We start from the raw sequence: 16,957 nt of genomic DNA, 5'->3' as shown, positions 1-16,957 counted from the left end.
TATGGATCTAAAAAAGCTCCAAACGTTTGAAGCTCTAAAGCCGGTCACGCAACCCCAAAATGGTATTCTGCCAAAAGCAGATGCCACGCAGGGAGCAGGGCCGTCCTTCAAAGACACCCTTGAGGCAGTGTCGCAGCCAGCGGGATTGCAACAGGTGGCAAAGCCAGATGCAGCGCAAGTTGCAAAGGCAATTGAAGGGATTAAATTTTCCAACCACGCGGTAGAGCGGATGAAGACTCGCGGAATCAATTATGGTCCCGAAGATCTTGAGAGGCTAAACCAAGCAGTTCAAAAAGCTGCAGCGAAGGGTTCGAAGGATTCATTGGTGCTACTCAATGACTCTGCACTCATCGTGAGCGTGAAGAACAATACGGTTGTGACCGTGATGGATAAGACGGCATTAAAAGAAAACGTCTTTACCAATATCGATAGCACTGTGGTGTTGTAGCAACGTCCTTTAGAAAATGAGTTTCTGAGGGACAAAACGCAAACAAGATGGCGACTCTGTCTTGAATGCAAAAAAACTTAATATTGGGCCGGTCCTCGTAGAGGAGGCCCTCCAAAAACTGAGTAAGCCGAACGACAGAGGCGAACTCAAATTGACATGGAGGTCACATGGGTATTCTTTCATCTCTTTACACTGGTGTATCTGGTATGACAGCTCAGGGCGAAGCCTTGGGAGTTATCGGTGATAACATCGCCAACGCCAACACTATTGGTTTCAAAGCAAGCCGCGCAGAATTCCAAGATATTATCGCAAAAAACTTAAAAGGTATCCTTGGTGGTAACCAAATTGGTCGTGGTGTGAAGATCGGTGCAGTAAACCCAATTCTTTCTCAAGGTAACGTCGATGCGACGGAAAAAGTGACGGACCTTGCAATTTCTGGTGATGGATATTTCAAAGTTAAAGGTTCAGATGGTGAATCTTATACTCGTGATGGATCATTTCACTTTGATCGTGAAGGTTATCTAGTAACAAATGACAATCAAAAAGTTCAAGGTTTCTCGATTGATGATCGTGGAAACGTTTTGAATAAAGTTGGTGACATTAAGTTCCCTCGCGCTTTGATCCCAGCAAAAGCAACAAAGGAATTGAAGTTTGACTTGAACTTAGATTCACGTGTTGAAGCGACAAAGAAATTCGACATCAAAGATCCATATGCAACTTCTCACTACTCTACAGGTGTAGAGATGTACGATTCTCAAGGTAACAAGCACTTGCTTTCAATGTTCTTTAATAAGGTAAACGATCGCGAGTGGGAATTTAAAGGCCTTGTAGACGGAAAAGAAATTTCTGGTGGCGAAGAAGGTATTTTCTCTCAGGTATGTTCGGGTAAGTTGACATTCACCACTGATGGTAAACTTGAGTCTCAAGAAATGACAGAGTCTGCATTTAACTTCAAAGGTGGAGCTCTTCAAGATCAACAAATCAAAATCAATTTCGGTGATGCTATCGCTGAAGGCGGTAAAGGTTTGGATGGTACTAAGCAGTACGGTAAAAACTCGGACCTTATCAGCTGGCACCAAGATGGCGCGGCAGCTGGTACGATCACTTCACTTTCTTTCTCGGATGAAGGAACTTTGACAGCGGTTTATTCTAACGGTCAGGCACAAGATTTAGCACAAATCGCATTAGCAAAGTTCGAAAACCCAGAGGCGATGTTTAAAGTAGGTAACAACCGTTTGAAAGAATCTAGAGAATCTGGTTTGGCATCAATCGGTGCTCCAGGTGCTGCCGGTCGCGGTAAGCTTTTCGCAAAATCTTTAGAGCGTTCAACGGTCGACTTGGCAACTGAGTTCGTGAACATGATTCAGAACCAACGCGGTTTCCAAGCCAACTCTAAAACGATCACAACAACAGATGAACTTCTAAACGAAGTGATTCAGTTGAAGAGATAAGCTGGAGGCTAAAGGCTCGAGTTGACTCGAGCTAGAAAAGCCGCCGGAGTCTAAAAGCTAGGGCACCGCCCTAGCGTGTCCCTTAACCATGTTAAATAAACTCCAACAGCCTTCCTGTTACCCCCAGGAGGGCTGTCTTATTTTATAACAAATGTTGGTTTATAACGATCCAAGTTGTTGTAATTACGTATTAAATTAGTACCATTACATTAAAAGCGAGTAATTTAAGGCTTTTTGTAATGTTCATTATTTACATTGCAAAGGCCTCCTGTAATATACATTACATGATTACAAATACAGCACCCCAAACAGAAAAGACTTCTATTAAATGCCTCGTTGTTGAGGATGACCCAGAGATCGCGGCGATTGTTCGCGAAGGCTTGAAAGAGCTTGGCGGCGAAGTGGATATCGAATCCAACGGTCGCCGTGGTTTCGAAAAAGCTGTGGCGAACTCGTACGATATCATCATTCTTGATATGATGATTCCTGAAATGGATGGTTTTACTTTCCTTGAAAACCTGCGCGCTAAGGGCGTGACGACTTCTACATTGATTCTGTCAGCTCTTCGCGAACTTGATGACCGCTTGCGTGGCCTACAACTAGGTGGCGATGACTATATGACGAAGCCATTTGCAATGGCAGAGTTGCAAGTTCGAGTGCAAAACCTGTTGAAGCGTGCCACAAAAACAACCGAAGTGACCCAGCTTTCCTTTGCAGACATCAAGTTGAACCGATTAACTCGGGACGTGACTCGTGCGGGTCGAAAATTAGACCTTCAAGAGCGTGAATTCATCTTGTTAGATCTATTTATGTCAAATCCAAACAAGATTATCGGCAAATCGATGATTCTGAAGCATGTTTGGAACTATGATTTTGATCCTCAAACAAATATTGTCGACGTTCTTGTATGCCGCTTGCGCAACAAGCTTGAAAAGGACTTCCCAACACGGCTAATCTATACAGTCCGTGGGGTAGGATATGTCCTTAAATCTGCAGCCTAAAAGTTTTCTTTCAAAAGTCAGCGTTAAGCTGGCAATCCTATACAGTATGGGGCTGATCTTCAGCTCCATACTCGTGTTTAGTCTGGTCTATTTTCAAGTTCTTTATAGCTTTCAAAACCAAGGCAAGCGAGATCTCAATCAAAAGCTCAATGAGATAGCTCAAAGAATCGAGATAAGCCTTAACGGCGGAGTCACATCAGCCGACCAGATTTTTACTTCGGTCAATTTAGACGGCGAATCTACCTACTTCTTCTACTCAGCTCAAGGCGACTTATTGTATTCTCATCGTTCAAACGAGAGCCTTACAATTTCAGAAAATATTTTAAGTCGGCTTGTTGATGAAACAAAAGAGTCAGCGACTTTTCACAGTGAAGGGGACCCCTTAGGCGTTGATGGAGCTTTAGTTGTTTCGAAAAAACTTAAAGGTGGAGAAAAGCTGATTGTTGCACGATCCGCTAAGAGTATCGCAGACGAGTTGCTGGTTTTAAAAAGAGTCTTTTGGTGGACTCTATTTCCTGTGGTTCTATTTGGCTTCTTAGTTGGTTTCTATTTATCATTTAAGCTTTTAGGCCCTTTACAAGAAATCATTGAGGCATTTAGGAAAGTTGAGAGCGGCTCTTTTTCGGCAAGAGTTGCAGTTGGTAAATCGCAGGATGAGTTGAATGAACTTAAATCGATGTCAAATGGAGTTTTGGATCAGGTTGAATTAGCGATATCCAATTTGCGAGAGGCCTTTGATCACCTGGCTCACGATATTAGGACGCCGGTGACTCGACTTCGAGGTCGAGCAGAGTTAGCTCTAAATGGTGAAGAGTCTGTTGATGCCTATCGAGAAGCTTTGCAATCCTGCTTTGAAAACTCAGATCGAATTTTAAGATTTTTAGAAACGCTGACTCAGATTTCTGAAGCTGAGAATAGAGCTTTGAAGTTGAAATTTGAGAGGGTCTCGTTAGGCGAAATGGTTTCGGAAATAATGGAGCTATACGAGATTGCTTTTGAGGAGAAAAACATCACTGTTAAGAAAATACTCTTAAAGGCAGATGTAGTTGATTGCGATCAACATTTAATAAAACGAGTTATTGCCAATCTTTTAGATAATGCCCATAAGTACACTCCAGAAAATGGAGAAGTTTTTATCGAGACTTATAAGACTGATAAGCACGTGGTTTTATCAATCCGTGACAGCGGTATGGGTATTCCACGCGAAGAATTATCATTGGTTTGGAATCGTTTGTTCCGTGGGGATAAGAGCCGCACCGCTTACGGCATGGGCCTCGGATTGACTTTTGTTCGGGCTGTTGTTGAGGCTCATGGTGGGACGGTCAGTGTTTTAAGCCCTGTGGCGGAAGGACGGGGGACCGAGTTTTTAATAAAACTAAAGCAGCCTGCTCTTAAGGTCGCAAATAGTTCAAACGCTCTTCCTAGTAGAATGAATGTCTAATAAAAAAGAACCGAGCTAAGGCTCGGTTCTTTTTTATCCACCAAGATAAGATCTGCGAACATCATCGTTATTTAGTAGCTCACTTCCTGTTCCTGAAAGAGTCAGCATTCCTGTTTCTAGCACGTAGGCGCGGTGTGAAACCTTTAAAGCCATTTTTGCGTTCTGTTCGACCAAAAGAATGGTGGTTCCTTCTTGGTTTAGCTTTTTTACAATCTCAAATATCTGGGCAACAATCAGCGGAGCAAGTCCTAGCGAAGGTTCATCCAGAAGTAAAAGCTGTGGGCGACTCATAAGTGCGCGCGAGATCGCTAGCATTTGCTGTTCTCCGCCTGATAAAGTTCCCGCAAGCTGCCATTGGCGTTCTTTAAGTCGAGGAAAAAGGGTAAAGCACTGTTCAAGATCTGTTAGCATTTCCTTTTTGCTAGATTTTGAATAGGCACCCAGTTCCAAATTTTCAAGAACACTCATTCCAGGGAAGACGCCACGACCTTCAGGGGACTGTGACAAGCCTTTAGTGATACGCTGATGAACCGGAATCTTTTGTAAGTCTTCATTTCCAAGTTGGATCATACCTTGAGATTCGACGATTCCCGAAAGGGCGCGCAGGGTTGTAGTTTTGCCAGCACCATTGGCTCCGATCAACGAGACTATTTCGCCTTGGTTGATGTGAAAACTAATCCCTTTAAGAGCATGGATAGATCCGTAATAAACATGTAGATTTTCAACTTTTAAAAGAGGGCTCATGCTTCCTCCTCTACGCCAAGGTAGGCTTCGATAACTTTTTTGGATTGTTGAATAACACTTGGGGTGCCTTCTTCGATTTTTGTTCCGTGGTCTAGGACGAAAATGTTTTCACAGATTCCCATAACCAACTTCATGTCGTGCTCGATTAAAAGTACCGTCAGATTAAATCTCTTTCGGATCTCGGCAATTGTTTCCATTAACGAATGAGTCTCGGCGTGGTTCATTCCTGCAGCTGGTTCATCAAGCATAATAATCTTTGGATTAGTTGCCAGTGCGCGGACAATCTCGAGCTTTCTTTGTTCGCCATAGGGTAAAGATCCTGCGGCCTCTCGAGACTTGCCGTCTAAGTTGAAAATCTTTAGCAAATTAAGAGCATTTTCAAAAATTTCTTCTTCTTGGAGGTGAAATTTTTTAGTTAATAGTAGTGTATCGAGTAGGCCATAACGAACATGCTGGTGGGCCGCGATGCGCACATTATCGAGCACGCTTAGTTCTTTAAAGAGCCGAATATTTTGAAATGTTCGAGTGATCCCAAGGTGGGAAATTTGAAAAGGTTTTTTACCTTTTAAAGATTTTCCATCTAGGAAGACTTCACCGGCTGTGGGTTGATAGACTCCCGTTAGCATGTTAAAAACTGTCGTTTTTCCGGCGCCGTTGGGGCCAATCAGTCCAGCTAGTTGTCCAGATTTTATTTGCATATTCAGGCTATCGACGGCTTTTAGGCCACCGAACTGCATCGTAATATTTTTTGCTTCTAAGACAACATTAGACATTTTTTTGTCTCCAGCGCTGAATGTATTTTCCCAGGATTTCATTTAACTCTGTTTTGCCGAAAAGACCTTTTGGTCGAAGTAGCATCATAAGAATCAGCATCAATGAATAGATTACCATTCTTAAGTCAACACCTGTAAATTCTTGAAGGAAGCGAAGGCCTTCGGGAAGAATCGAGATTAAAATGGCCGCGACGATAGAACCGGTCATCGATCCCATTCCGCCTAAAACCACCATGATAACGCCATTAACACTTAATAAAAAACCAAAAGAGTTGGGTGAAATGTAATTGTTGAAATGAGCATACAAAGCCCCGGCAACTCCGGCGAAAAAAGCCGAAAGGATAAAAGACCGTACTTTAGTTTCAGTGGTATCAATACCCATGGCTGCCGCTGCGACTTCGTCCTCGCGCACTGACAAAAATCCGCGACCAAAGGAAGATCGCATCAAGCGCCAAATGGTGAAGAAGGTTACCAAAATCCAGATGCAAGCAAAACTCCAACCGACGATGAAATTGGGGAACACCGGATAGCCTCCCCAGCCTCGTGCGCCCCCAAGGAAGTCCATATTCAGAAGTGCAACGCGAATGATCTCGCCGAACCCTAGTGTGACAATCGCTAAGTAGTCACCTTTAAGTCTTAGCGATGGCTGTCCCAGTAAAAAGCCGAAACCTGCAGAAAGAAGGCCCGCAAGATAAACGGAATAGAAAAAATTAAGCCAAGCTAATTCCCCTTGAAAGAGTGGAAGCTTCGCGCTTACAAACACCGAAGTGTAGGCGCCCACGGCCATGAAGCCAGCGTGCCCCAGCGAGAACTGCCCCGTATAGCCATTCAAAAGATTCAGGCTCATCGCTAAAATAATATTAACCAGTACAAGTGTCGCCGTAAGTTGAATATAGGCATCGGTGCCAAACAGCAGAATCATTCCTAAAACAACCAGGGAGGCAAAAGCAATCAGAGGATTTTTTAATGCTTTAAACATAAGTGATTAAACCTTTTCGATGGTGTTTTTTCCCAACAGGCCAGCGGGCTTAAAGATTAGAATCGTGATCAAGATTCCAAACGCGAGGGCGTCACGATAGGTTGAAGAAAGATAGGCAACCACCATTTCTTCAGACAGGCCCATGATCAAGCCTCCTAAGATTGCACCCGGAAGGCTGCCAATGCCCCCGAGAACTGCAGCCACGAAAGCCTTCATTCCAATCATCATTCCCATCAATGGGTCCAATTTTGGATATTTCATGCCGACAAGTACTGATCCAACGCCCGCCAATGACGAGCCTATAACGAACGTGAAAGTGATAATTCTATCGACATTAATTCCAAGCATAGATGCAACTGCCGAATTGGAACTCACGGCCCGCATCGCTTTTCCTGTCTTGGTTTGGTATATCAAAAAACGCAGGCCAAGCATGGCAACAAGACCCACAGCTAAGACTGTAACATCAAAAGATTTAACAGGAACGCCCGCAATTTCGAACATGACCGAATCAACCATGACATCTGGAAAGACTTTAGGATCTGCGCCAAAAATAATTTGGGCCGAGTATTGAAGCAGAAGACTGACTCCAATAGCGGTAATAAGAATGTTTAGCTTCGGTGATTTGCGAAGAGGCTTGTAGGCGAAGCGCTCAATAATCATTCCAAGGGCGGCACAGGCAATCATCGAGCTGAAAAGAAGCAAGACCAATGTTCCTAGTCCAGGTTGGCTTTCAATACCTAGGAATTTTGCCACATAGTAGGCCGCAAAAGCTCCTATCATGTAGACATCAGAGTGAGCAAAATTGATCATCTGCAAAATTCCATAAACCATAGTGTATCCCAGTGCAATCAATGCATAGATACTTCCTAGGCTGATTCCGTTGATAATGTGCTGTAAAAAATCTTGCATTCAGTCTCCAAAAAAAAATCGAGAGAAAAGAAACTTCTCTCTCGATTTTGATCAAGTCTATAACACTTGTCACTCTTTAAGGTGTTACAGTTGTAACGAACTTTCTTTCTGGTCCTTGCACTTGGACTACCACTGCCGACTTAATCGCATCACGATTCTCGTTGATAGTGATCTTTCCGGTCACACCTGGGAAGTCTTTCGTTTTTGCAATCTCGTCGCGAATCTTGGCAGGAGAAAGGTCAGATCTTTCTAGGGCCTGAGCTAAGATGAGTGCAGCATCGTAACCCAAAGCAGCTAGGGCATCAGGAGTTTCGTTGTACTTCTCTTTGAATTTTTTGATGAATTCAACAACAGCAGGCTCTGTAGATTCTGTTGTGTAGTGGTTCGAGTAATATGAGCCATTGATCGCTTCTTTTCCGATTTCGTGCAGTTTAGAGGAATCCCATCCATCACCACCCAAAAGAGGAGCCTTGATGTTTAACTGACGAGTTTGTTGGGCAATGAGACCTACTTCCGTGTAGTAGCCAGGGACGAAGATCACGTCTGGATTTAATCCACGGATTTGAGTTAATTGAGCTTTAAAGTCAATATCACCAGCTTGGTAAGAAAGGTCGGTGACGATTTGTCCGCCCATTTTCTTAAATTCTGTCACGAATACGTCGGCCAATCCAACAGAGTAGTCATTCTTAACATCACGAAGAATAGCTGCTTTTTTTGCTTTCAAATTTTCAGTTGCAAACTTAGCCATTACGAATCCTTGAAATGGATCGATAAAGCAAACCCGGAAAATATAGTCACCGATTTGAGTCACAGTTGGGTTTGTAGAAGATGGGGTGATCAAAGGAATTTTATTTGCCTGGGCGATTGGAGCTGCGGCCTTTGTGCGTCCAGAAGCGACTTCTCCAAGAACGGCGATAACTTTATTTTGAGTGATCAGGCGAGTAACAGCTTGGGCTGCTTCTTCCGGTTTACCTTGGTCATCCAAAGTAATCAGCTTTAACTTCTTACCTTTGATTCCACCCTTCGCATTGATCTCGTCGAAGGCCATTCGAATACCTTTATTTGTCGATAGGCCAAATGTGGCATCGCTACCAGTCAGTGAGCCATATTCACCGATAAGAATTTCGTTATCTTTTTTTGTGCAGCCAGAAAATACAATTCCAGCCAGGCAAATAGCCGTAACAAGTAAACGTTTCATGAACTCTCCTTGATTCATTTTGATAGCCTTAATGAAATCAACCCTCGAAGGGTGAGTCAAACAAAACTCACTTTTACGTCGGTAAATCTTTAGTAATTACTTTTTTGAAATCCAAGCTATGTCGCTAAAATATTCGCAAGTTGTACTAGGGATAAGTCCGTATGCTTTCTATTTTCGGTCGCTGTTTTTAATGGCACTTCTACCAAGTTCTGTCCTTGGGTTCCTATCATCAAATTTGATTTGCCAGAGATAAGGGCTTCAACAGCGGCGCCTCCTAGGCGGGAAGCTAAAATTCTGTCTGAAGCAGTTGGGGCACCACCACGTTGTTGGTGTCCAAGGATGCAAACTTTCGCGTCTAAACCTGATTTCTTTCGAATCGCCTCGGCAAGATCATAGGCACGTCCAGGCTTTTGGCCTTCGGCGGTAATAATGATCGAGCTTGTTTTGCCTTTGGCTGTTGATTGTACGATTCTTTCCACGGCTTTTTCAACAGTGGTATTGCCATCGGGAGTGAAGATTTCTTCAGCGCCTCCAGCAAGCCCGACGTGGGCGGCGATAAATCCCGAGTTTCTCCCCATAACTTCCACGATGAAAAGTCTGTCGTGGCTGGCGGCTGTATCACGAATTTTATCAATGGCGTCTAGGGCTGTGTTAACGGCAGTGTCAAAGCCGATAGTGTTGTCACTTCCAAAAATATCGTTATCAATGGTCCCAGGAATTCCTATGACCGGGATTTTATGTTCTTCGGTTAGGGTCAGGGCTCCTCTGAAAGAGCCATCGCCGCCAATACACACTAAGCCTTCGATACCATGTTTTTTTAGGTTAGCTGCGGCCTGGGCGCGAAATTCGGGCTTCATAAATTCAGCAGAGCGCCCAGTTTTTAGAATTGTGCCTCCGCGCTGAATGATATTTGCCATGTCACGCAGTGAAAGGGGTTGGATATGGTTTTCAATCATCCCAACATAGCCAGAGTAGATTCCGAAAACCTCAAGGCCTCGGGCGATACCGACTCGAACTACTGCGCGAATGGCGGCATTCATTCCTGGAGCATCGCCACCACTAGTAAAGACTCCGATTCTTTTCATATCCCACTCCCTTTATGACAAAAAAGTCATGAATGAATTTATTTTGTCAGAAATTTCCTCGTCCGAGAATAAAAAAAAGCCCCTGTTGTATAACAGAGGCTTTTTTTGAATTCAGTTTAAGTAGAAACTACTTAACTACATTGATTTAAGTAGAAACTACTTAACCATGTTTTTGAATTCAGCACCAGCGCGGAACTTTGGAGTCCATGCTGCTGGGATTTTGATCGCTTTACCAGTTTGTGGGTTGCGACCAGTGCGAGCTTTACGTTTAGCTTTAGTGAAAGTACCGAAGCCAACTAGTTTAACATCGTCACCTTTTTTAACTGCTTTTTTGATGTTTTCAACTGTGCAGTCAAGGATAGCTTCAGCTTGAGCTTTAGAGATGTTTGTTTCTGTAGCGATTTTTTCGATCAATTGCGCTTTGTTCATGATGAACTCCTTTGATGTTTATCTTGTTGTTTAAATTTTTTGCCGTTTAGACGGCTGAATGCCTTCATTAAAAGTTGAAAAAATAGATATCGTCAATCAAATTCAGAAAAATTCTCTAATCCCATGTCGTCAGGGGGAGTTTCTGTCGGGACGCGATACGATTCATCCGCCCACTTGCCAAGGTCGATCAATTGACAACGCTCAGAGCAAAAAGGTTTAAATTTATTCTCGGGAGAGAAAACGGTCAAATGCCCACACTGTGGGCATTTGATGGTTTTAATATTCTGTGTTTTCGAATCCATAAGTATTTAATAGGCACACTTTTGCAAATGTGCAACTTTTTATGCTTAGCGAACGCGGCCAACACTTGAAGATGTCAAGATCACATACGGCACATTGTTGTGTGGGTAGGACACTGACATATTGTATGAGCCTTCGTTTTTCTGAGTCAGAATATCAGTTAACTGAACTTGTAGAAGAGTCAGTCCAGAGGCTGTTCCGAATGGTCCGTAACCTCTAAACTCAAGTCCTTGGTAGTTGTTGATCCAGGCCGGAGTTGCTGTAATACCAACGGTGCATTCAATTTCGGCAGTCGTGAATGAAGTAAGCCAGTAAATGCATCTTGCCGATTGTGGGCGCGGTCGGCCCACGTAAAAGTCAAAGTTAAATGGAGGAACTGTGGCATTGACTTTAACTACCACTTCGCCGGTACTATAAAGTGGTTTTCCTGCGCTGTTTACTGTTCCCGTTGGATTTAGCTGTGCTGTTACTTGAAATCGCAAATTTGTCCAATTATTGCAGCTCGAGCTTCCTCCAGTTATATCTGATCGGTCGCAAGCACCCATGTGGTTTTGAAGTAGGGATCTCACTGCAGCTGCGTTCTGAATCGTCATTTGCTGGAAGCTGCCGTAAACACCTGATTTGTAAGTGACTGTGTTCGGAGGGGTGATCACGCCCGTTTGGCAGACGCCATTAATAATAGCTCCGTTACAAACAACATTATTGTTAGAGCCGCCGCCCGAGTTGCCACAAGCAGACAGAACTGCTGCAGTTAAAACCGAACCAAATAATAGCAAAGCTTTTTTCATATGCGACCTCCCGAGGCCGAAAAAAATAAAATGATCTCGAACCTTCCAGATACAAGAACTGCGCCGGGGGATAGGGTGTGGCAGGTCAAATTTAATGCGATCTGGGCTTTTAGATCGGCCAATTTTTGCAAATCTATGCCATTTTTTGTCTGTTTAGACGTCTCGTTTTGAGAATTACATCGCCAAAGCTCATAAATAATATCTCGTATTTGGCGATCAATTTGCTCTCTATATATATGTTTAATTAATTTAAGCGTGGAGATTGCATGGACTCGAAACAGGGAAATCGTACTTTATCTAAATTTCTCGTACCAATCTTTTTTATGTTTTCTACTGAAACAAGCCATGCTTGGAAACTTCCTTCCCTCGGAGAGGCTCTCAATCAATATGGTGATGCTATGGGAAATCTATATTCGTTCGGAGAAACGGGTCGAAGACGAGATGAAGAGCGCTTAAAACATGCCCTTGAGATGGAAAAGCTGAAAACTTCCCATTTGAAGCAAAAGTTAGATCTTCAAATTCAGTACCTTCGAAACCAAGCTTCAATTGATCAAACTTATTTTTGTGACGACTTGGAACAGATGAAACTATCGCTGGATATTCGACGAAAGCTTTACCTGTCGGCATCTTTATTTAAAAACCTAAGGGCAAAGCTTTCGTTGAACGAAAATGCCTTGCGGGCGGGCGCTGCCTTATCTGCTGAAACTAAAAATCAAATTCAAGTACTATCAAATGATCTAAAGTTCGCCTTTGAAAATACCAATGGAAAGAATATTTTAGACTCTGGTGAAATTACCTTGAAAGTCATCGAGCTATCAAAAAAGTCAGAAGTAGATTCCGAAATACTATACGGATATCTATTGAACAATATAGTCGAAGAGGGTGAGGGCCTTAAGGCAAGCCTAAATATCCTTATTTCAGTATTTGAGGCTTTAGTGGTCGAGCACTCGAAACAAGAGGACCTAATTAGGAAAAGTATTGAAAGAATCACAAGCAATCAAAGAAAGACGCTTTCTCAACTAGCGGCTTTAGATGGATTAAACGGCATTTCAAGTATTCTACCATTTGATTTGATCAAGGGCTCTTTCTGGGAGACTGATGAGTGTTATCTAAGGTTTGATAGGTCCTCGATTGGTACCTTTGACAAAATCGGATCGGCTCAACAAGTAATTGAGTCAGCAATCAGGCATCGTAACAGTACTGGACAGCCAACGGCTATGGGGGCCGATCGGCAGTACCAGAACCTTCTAATTTATCAAAGCCAGATATCCTCAAAAAACGATTTAATTTATTCGCGGGGGCTAGAGAAACTAATGCTTTTTGGAGTGCCTAAATCTTCAGAAGTTATAAATTTTTCTATCTATTCAATTTATGATTTCCAAAATTATATGTTAAAGAAGTACTTATCTTTAAAAAATAAAGATCTTTACCAATTGGAATCTTTGATAGATCGTTTTTCGAACGATAGTATGTATGGACAAAAGCTAGATGGAGTTCATCCCGCTTATACTCTGGAAGATATCCTTGGCATATTCGTAAATCCAGAAGCCCCCTATCTTGATGTCGTTGAGTTTATTGGGCAGAGAAGTCGAATGGCAGAGGATGTGATTGCCGCCAATTTGATTTATCAAGGCTACAATAAGCTTAAAATTCGCTATTCTTCAGAACAGAAGATAGTTCCAACTTTCACCGAATATGTGGCAGGTCTATATGTTGAAAGAAATAGATTTTCAGCGGACTCGATGCGAAATAGCTATGAACTAAGTCTCGTAAAGGCAATATTTGATACTAGTTATTCAATTAAGCTCCAGGAAAACGTGTTTTCATCTGCTGTCGAAAACACAGCCCCCTTCTCGCCGTTTCCTAGAACTCAGATGCTAGTCCCTGTTCCTGGGACGCCGGTTCCGAGGTAGTACGTATGAAGAACCTTTCAAAAATGCTGTTTTGCATATCGATTACTTTAGTTTACTCACTAAACTTAGTGGCCAGTAGTGAGGTTCGTACTATTGGCGAAGAGGCGGGAAAGGTATATGTCATCGATCAGGTAGATACTTACCTGTTAAAGCATGTAGAGTTACCAGCTCCGGTTAATTCGACAGTAGGCCCTGTCAGCGGGGCCTTAAATGTATTGCAATTTGGAAGGTCCGTGGATGATTTTTCTAAAGCCAAAACAGATGAGCAGAGGCTATTTGCGACCGCGGATGCAACAGCCGCCGTACTAAATATTGTTGTTCCAGGAGTCGGTCTAGTTGCAAGCCTGGGTATACTAGCATCAAAGGCGATCGTAGCTAATCTTTCGATGAGCGCATTGAAAAGAATGTTAGAAATTCAAAGAGCAATTGAAGTAGAAATTAAGCAGCAGCTCAAGATGAATGAAATGAAGCTTAGATCGGATATTGTTTATTTGAATTTATCAATAGAGCGTATGACGTTGGGACAACGTCAGGTTCAGATGATATTACCAATTATGAATAAAACATGCCAAGCGATCAGTGGCGAATCCGATATATCAGAGATTCAAAAGTGTTTGGACATGGCAAAAGCGATTTTATTTAACCAAAGAATTTACGTTGAATCAGTGGAAGACATTTTAGATTTTTCTTCGAAGAATAAAGAATCTGCGATAATGCTGGATTCGACCGGATTAGATTTGAAAGCCTTGCGTGCTGATATAGAAAAATATAGTGAAAATCTGGATAGTTCTAAAAAGTTCATTAAGATTTTAGAGGAAGTATACTCAAAAAAATTATTTTCCCTTCTTCTGACTGATGACGATGTTGATAGTCAGAATGTTCAGATGGCTTTCTTTTCATCTTGCCTAGCAGACCTGAGGACCTTAGAGATGCTCGAAGTTCGGCAGCAGATCGGTAAGCTTGCGACGTCGGAAATTGATTTATTAAAAAATGAAATTAATAGGTCGACAGAAGATTATATTGCAAGAATTGAAGAAAAAGGATGTTTTGAGTTTACATCAGAGGCCGGCCGAAATCCATTCGGAGTCATGGTGTTAAATCGAAAGCAAAGTTTTGATAGCATCAGGACAAAGCACGAGGAGTCTTTATGATTCTATCAAGAGTCTTTAAGCTTCTCTTTTCGGTGTTGATCGGGGTGCAGTTCGCGTTCGCGGATTCGCAGTCTAATTTAGGGGCAGCTCGAAGGCAGGCTTTACAAAGTCCCGATTATTATTGGCACTTTGATGATAATGTAGCAAAGGTATTACTTAGTTCACCTCCGAATTCTGAAATGATTATATTCAGTGGAGGCCGAGCTTATTCTGTAATTTATCTGGGTACCGAAATGTATCAAGGAGAGCGAGTCCTTGTCTTTAACGGCACCTTGGATATCGGGCCTGCCCCTGAAGGTTTTAATAAGTCGGAAGTTGTCGTTTCCAGAGTCGGAAGTCAAAGCTTGTTAAGTGGTAAAGACGCGGCTTCGAACAATCAGTCTGTAAGTTCGGGACAAAGTAGCGTATCTACTTCTGATGGTGAGGCCTCCACTTCCGGTAAGTTAAATTCGAATTCCCATGCTAGTTCTTTAAGTAAGGGCATTCAAGCTGGACTTCAGAAAGTTTTAATTGGTGCCTTTTTCGATAAGGTCGTCGTTCCCGTAGAGCTAAAAAATACAATTACAGACATTGGTGCTGAAGTCCGAGATTTAGTTGCGTCTAATCAAGAGGCTTCTGCTATCAATGATCGTTTGTTCTCGGATATCGTCATTAAGCAAGCCGTCGTTTTAAATGACTTGGCAAATTCCCGAGGACTGATTGAAGCCCAGAAAGCGACTTTAGATTCGCTTGCTGCGATTGCCGAGGGGCGAAGAGGTAATGATCTAAATCGCGCCCAAATCTCAGATGTTGTTCGTGAGCTGAAATCTTATACACAGGTCAGACCAGATTTTAAGCATAAGATAGGGAATCTTTCTAAAAGAATTACTGACATTGATCCAAGAAGTTTAGATCAAGTAAAGGGCAACTACCGAAACCTATCAGAGCGGCTGGCTCTTTCAGCGGTACAAAGCGAAGTTATGGGGGACTTCGAGCTTTCTGATTCAATACTTAAATTTGCCGAAAAAGCTTTAGATGTGGTTGTTGGTTTAGACCCATTTACTGGAATAGCTAGAGATATCTTTGAGGTGTCTACAGGAAAAAACCTAATTACAGGAGAAGATCTCTCTTCGTTAGAGTTAGGGGTTTCAGTGGTCAGCTTGGCGGCTTCTGCAGTTAGTTTCGGAATGGCCTCAAGCCTTAGTCATGGTATAAAGGCTGGTTTAAGCTTAGTTGGAAAGACGAAGAGTGGTTCTTTATTAGCTGCTAAGTCAATTCAAGCCTCTGAGCAGATAAAGAACGTTGTTTCTGTTTTAGCTGAACATAGGGTCTCTTTGCAAAATTCTGGTGGTAAGCTTTTTCGTAAACTCAAAGAGGTCGCAAAGTCTTCAGCTGGAAATATACAAGATTTTTCAAAAGGCTTGAGGGCTAAAATTGGAGCCGGCGAGATTTCGACTCTTTCGCGTTTGTCCCGAGAAATTGTTGAGAATCCTGCAAGTCTTAAGGCTATCGAGAGAATGAATCAAATCGCTATTGATATAAAGAATATCAACATACTTCCCCACCATTTCAAGCCCGGTGGATCAAAGCTAGTATTAATTGGTAGAGATATGAAAAATCGAATCATTCCATTCGCTGAAAGATTAAAGCGAGAAGGATTCGATGTCGAAGTTTTTGATGCGGATCTTATGGGGAAATGGGGCAAAGAAGTTCCCTATAGCGCCGAGGATGTTTCAGATCTCCTTGAAGCTGGAAATAAGCTATCTTATAGGGAGATCCAGAGCACTAGCATGTATATGAAAAATAGAGACTTCATTTTGAAGGCCAAAGACCATGGCGCTACGATTCTAAATTTAGACTATAATAGCCGCCTCGGAGAAAGCGCGTTTTTTGACATGGAACGTTTTGAAGTTGGATTTGAGGTTATTCAATGAAACAAGTGATTCTTAAGTCCTTGATGTCAGATCTCTTTAATGAGGTAGATTTGCTGGGTTACCAGCAAATTGAGTTTACATCTAATAAAGAGAGAGTAAATACGAAGAACCCTTCTAGGGCCTACAGATGGCTTTTTGAGAATAGTAAATTGAAAATGAAATTCCGTGCTGAGGTATATGTAACTGGAGCTAGAGAGATTAAAGTGATCTGTTCGGTCCAAAGGGATGATTTTCAATCATGTATCTTAAACCTTTTACCCGAGTATCGCGAGATCAAAGAAGAGATGGGATTGTCTTCTTCGGGGAGAAATAGAATAAAAAATTTCATTCGTAGGTCTTCGGATTCTTTTGTTGTAGCCCTAAGGAGAGAATCTATACGACAAATTTTAATGGGTGAGCACTGGGTTCATAACTCGGTAGTTGAAAGATAGAAC

The 16,957-nt window shown here is 42.4% G+C and carries 17 protein-coding genes; 8 read left to right on the top strand and 9 right to left on the bottom strand.

Annotated features, from left to right (window positions below; translation table 11 throughout):
- The first annotated feature begins 1 nt into the window (after position 1).
- From AC04MN_RS03225 to AC04MN_RS03210, 4 genes are all read left to right on the top strand, one after another.
- Positions 2-448 carry a TIGR02530 family flagellar biosynthesis protein gene (locus AC04MN_RS03225; protein ID WP_475381747.1) on the top strand — a complete coding sequence of 149 codons (447 nt, stop codon included), beginning with the start codon at positions 2-4 and terminating at the stop codon, positions 446-448.
- Between the two features lie 167 nt (positions 449-615).
- Complete coding sequence (locus tag AC04MN_RS03220; RefSeq protein WP_475381746.1) at positions 616-1,899, top strand: flagellar hook protein FlgE; 1,284 nt, start codon at positions 616-618, stop codon at positions 1,897-1,899.
- Between the two features lie 284 nt (positions 1,900-2,183).
- A complete protein-coding gene (locus AC04MN_RS03215; protein WP_475381745.1) occupies positions 2,184-2,900 on the top strand; it encodes a response regulator transcription factor in 717 nt (238 codons plus the stop codon).
- Positions 2,878-4,341, top strand: coding sequence for a sensor histidine kinase (locus tag AC04MN_RS03210; protein ID WP_475381744.1), 1,464 nt, complete (start codon positions 2,878-2,880; stop codon positions 4,339-4,341). The genes AC04MN_RS03215 and AC04MN_RS03210 overlap by 23 nt, the downstream gene beginning before the upstream one ends.
- A gap of 33 nt (positions 4,342-4,374) precedes the next feature.
- On the opposite strand, the gene AC04MN_RS03205 is transcribed toward AC04MN_RS03210, so the two are convergent.
- From AC04MN_RS03205 to AC04MN_RS03165, 9 genes are all read right to left on the bottom strand, one after another.
- Positions 4,375-5,085: an ABC transporter ATP-binding protein gene (locus AC04MN_RS03205; RefSeq protein WP_475381743.1), complete on the bottom strand. Its 711-nt coding sequence runs from the start codon at positions 5,083-5,085 to the stop codon at positions 4,375-4,377.
- Positions 5,082-5,858 carry an ABC transporter ATP-binding protein gene (locus tag AC04MN_RS03200; RefSeq protein ID WP_475381742.1) on the bottom strand — a complete coding sequence of 259 codons (777 nt, stop codon included), beginning with the start codon at positions 5,856-5,858 and terminating at the stop codon, positions 5,082-5,084. The genes AC04MN_RS03205 and AC04MN_RS03200 overlap by 4 nt, the downstream gene beginning before the upstream one ends.
- Positions 5,851-6,837 (bottom strand): branched-chain amino acid ABC transporter permease, encoded by a 987-nt coding sequence (locus tag AC04MN_RS03195; RefSeq protein WP_475381741.1) that lies wholly within the window; start codon positions 6,835-6,837, stop codon positions 5,851-5,853. The genes AC04MN_RS03200 and AC04MN_RS03195 overlap by 8 nt, the downstream gene beginning before the upstream one ends.
- A gap of 6 nt (positions 6,838-6,843) precedes the next feature.
- Positions 6,844-7,746, bottom strand: coding sequence for a branched-chain amino acid ABC transporter permease (locus tag AC04MN_RS03190; RefSeq protein ID WP_475381740.1), 903 nt, complete (start codon positions 7,744-7,746; stop codon positions 6,844-6,846).
- A gap of 76 nt (positions 7,747-7,822) precedes the next feature.
- Complete coding sequence (locus AC04MN_RS03185) at positions 7,823-8,944, bottom strand: ABC transporter substrate-binding protein (RefSeq protein ID WP_475381739.1); 1,122 nt, start codon at positions 8,942-8,944, stop codon at positions 7,823-7,825.
- Between the two features lie 116 nt (positions 8,945-9,060).
- Complete coding sequence (gene pfkA, locus AC04MN_RS03180; RefSeq protein ID WP_475381738.1) at positions 9,061-10,029, bottom strand: 6-phosphofructokinase; 969 nt, start codon at positions 10,027-10,029, stop codon at positions 9,061-9,063.
- A 156-nt stretch (positions 10,030-10,185) separates the two neighbouring features.
- Complete coding sequence (locus AC04MN_RS03175) at positions 10,186-10,458, bottom strand: HU family DNA-binding protein (RefSeq protein WP_475381737.1); 273 nt, start codon at positions 10,456-10,458, stop codon at positions 10,186-10,188.
- A gap of 92 nt (positions 10,459-10,550) precedes the next feature.
- Positions 10,551-10,760, bottom strand: a complete 210-nt coding sequence (locus AC04MN_RS03170; RefSeq protein WP_475381736.1) for a DNA gyrase inhibitor YacG — start codon at positions 10,758-10,760, stop codon at positions 10,551-10,553.
- A 45-nt stretch (positions 10,761-10,805) separates the two neighbouring features.
- Positions 10,806-11,546 carry a hypothetical protein gene (locus AC04MN_RS03165; RefSeq protein WP_475381735.1) on the bottom strand — a complete coding sequence of 247 codons (741 nt, stop codon included), beginning with the start codon at positions 11,544-11,546 and terminating at the stop codon, positions 10,806-10,808.
- A gap of 266 nt (positions 11,547-11,812) precedes the next feature.
- Here AC04MN_RS03165 and AC04MN_RS03160 point away from each other — a divergent pair, with 266 nt between their 5' ends.
- From AC04MN_RS03160 to AC04MN_RS03145, 4 genes are read left to right on the top strand one after another with little or no spacing between them, the layout of a single operon-like run.
- Positions 11,813-13,459: a hypothetical protein gene (locus AC04MN_RS03160; protein WP_475381734.1), complete on the top strand. Its 1,647-nt coding sequence runs from the start codon at positions 11,813-11,815 to the stop codon at positions 13,457-13,459.
- Between the two features lie 5 nt (positions 13,460-13,464).
- The gene (locus tag AC04MN_RS03155) at positions 13,465-14,610 is read left to right on the top strand and encodes a hypothetical protein (protein WP_475381733.1); all 1,146 of its coding nucleotides are present in this window, start codon (positions 13,465-13,467) and stop codon (positions 14,608-14,610) included.
- The gene (locus AC04MN_RS03150) at positions 14,607-16,523 is read left to right on the top strand and encodes a pre-toxin TG domain-containing protein (RefSeq protein WP_475381732.1); all 1,917 of its coding nucleotides are present in this window, start codon (positions 14,607-14,609) and stop codon (positions 16,521-16,523) included. Before AC04MN_RS03155 ends, AC04MN_RS03150 begins: the two co-directional genes overlap by 4 nt.
- Positions 16,520-16,954 (top strand): hypothetical protein, encoded by a 435-nt coding sequence (locus AC04MN_RS03145; protein ID WP_475381731.1) that lies wholly within the window; start codon positions 16,520-16,522, stop codon positions 16,952-16,954. The genes AC04MN_RS03150 and AC04MN_RS03145 overlap by 4 nt, the downstream gene beginning before the upstream one ends.
- The last annotated feature ends 3 nt before the right edge of the window (positions 16,955-16,957 follow it).

It is taken from the genome of Bdellovibrio sp. ZFWA1 (assembly GCF_056175665.1).
This window is presented reverse-complemented; position numbering and strand designations above follow the sequence as displayed.